The 206-nt window shown below is 55.3% G+C and carries 1 protein-coding gene; it reads left to right on the forward strand.

Features of this window, described 5'->3' with window-relative positions:
* Positions 1–206 (forward strand): VCBS domain-containing protein (locus CXF82_RS01490; RefSeq protein ID WP_145991644.1); only part of this gene is annotated, 206 nt, incomplete at both ends.

Genomic DNA, 206 nt, shown 5'->3' on the forward strand with positions numbered 1-206 from the left:
CGTTAACCGCCAGTGATGTCGATAACGGGGCCAGTTGGAGCTGGGGCTTCGTGCCGCAAGTCAATGACTATGGTACCTTCGGCATTAATGCCAGCACCGGCGTCTGGAGTTACACCTTAGCTAACAATGCCTTGGTCGATGCACTCGCCTCCGGTGAAACCCACGACGAGACTTTCTTGGTCACCGTCACCGATGAGTTTGGTGCA

This window comes from Shewanella sp. GutDb-MelDb, from assembly GCF_002836075.1.
Taxonomy (GTDB): Bacteria; Pseudomonadota; Gammaproteobacteria; order Enterobacterales; family Shewanellaceae; genus Shewanella.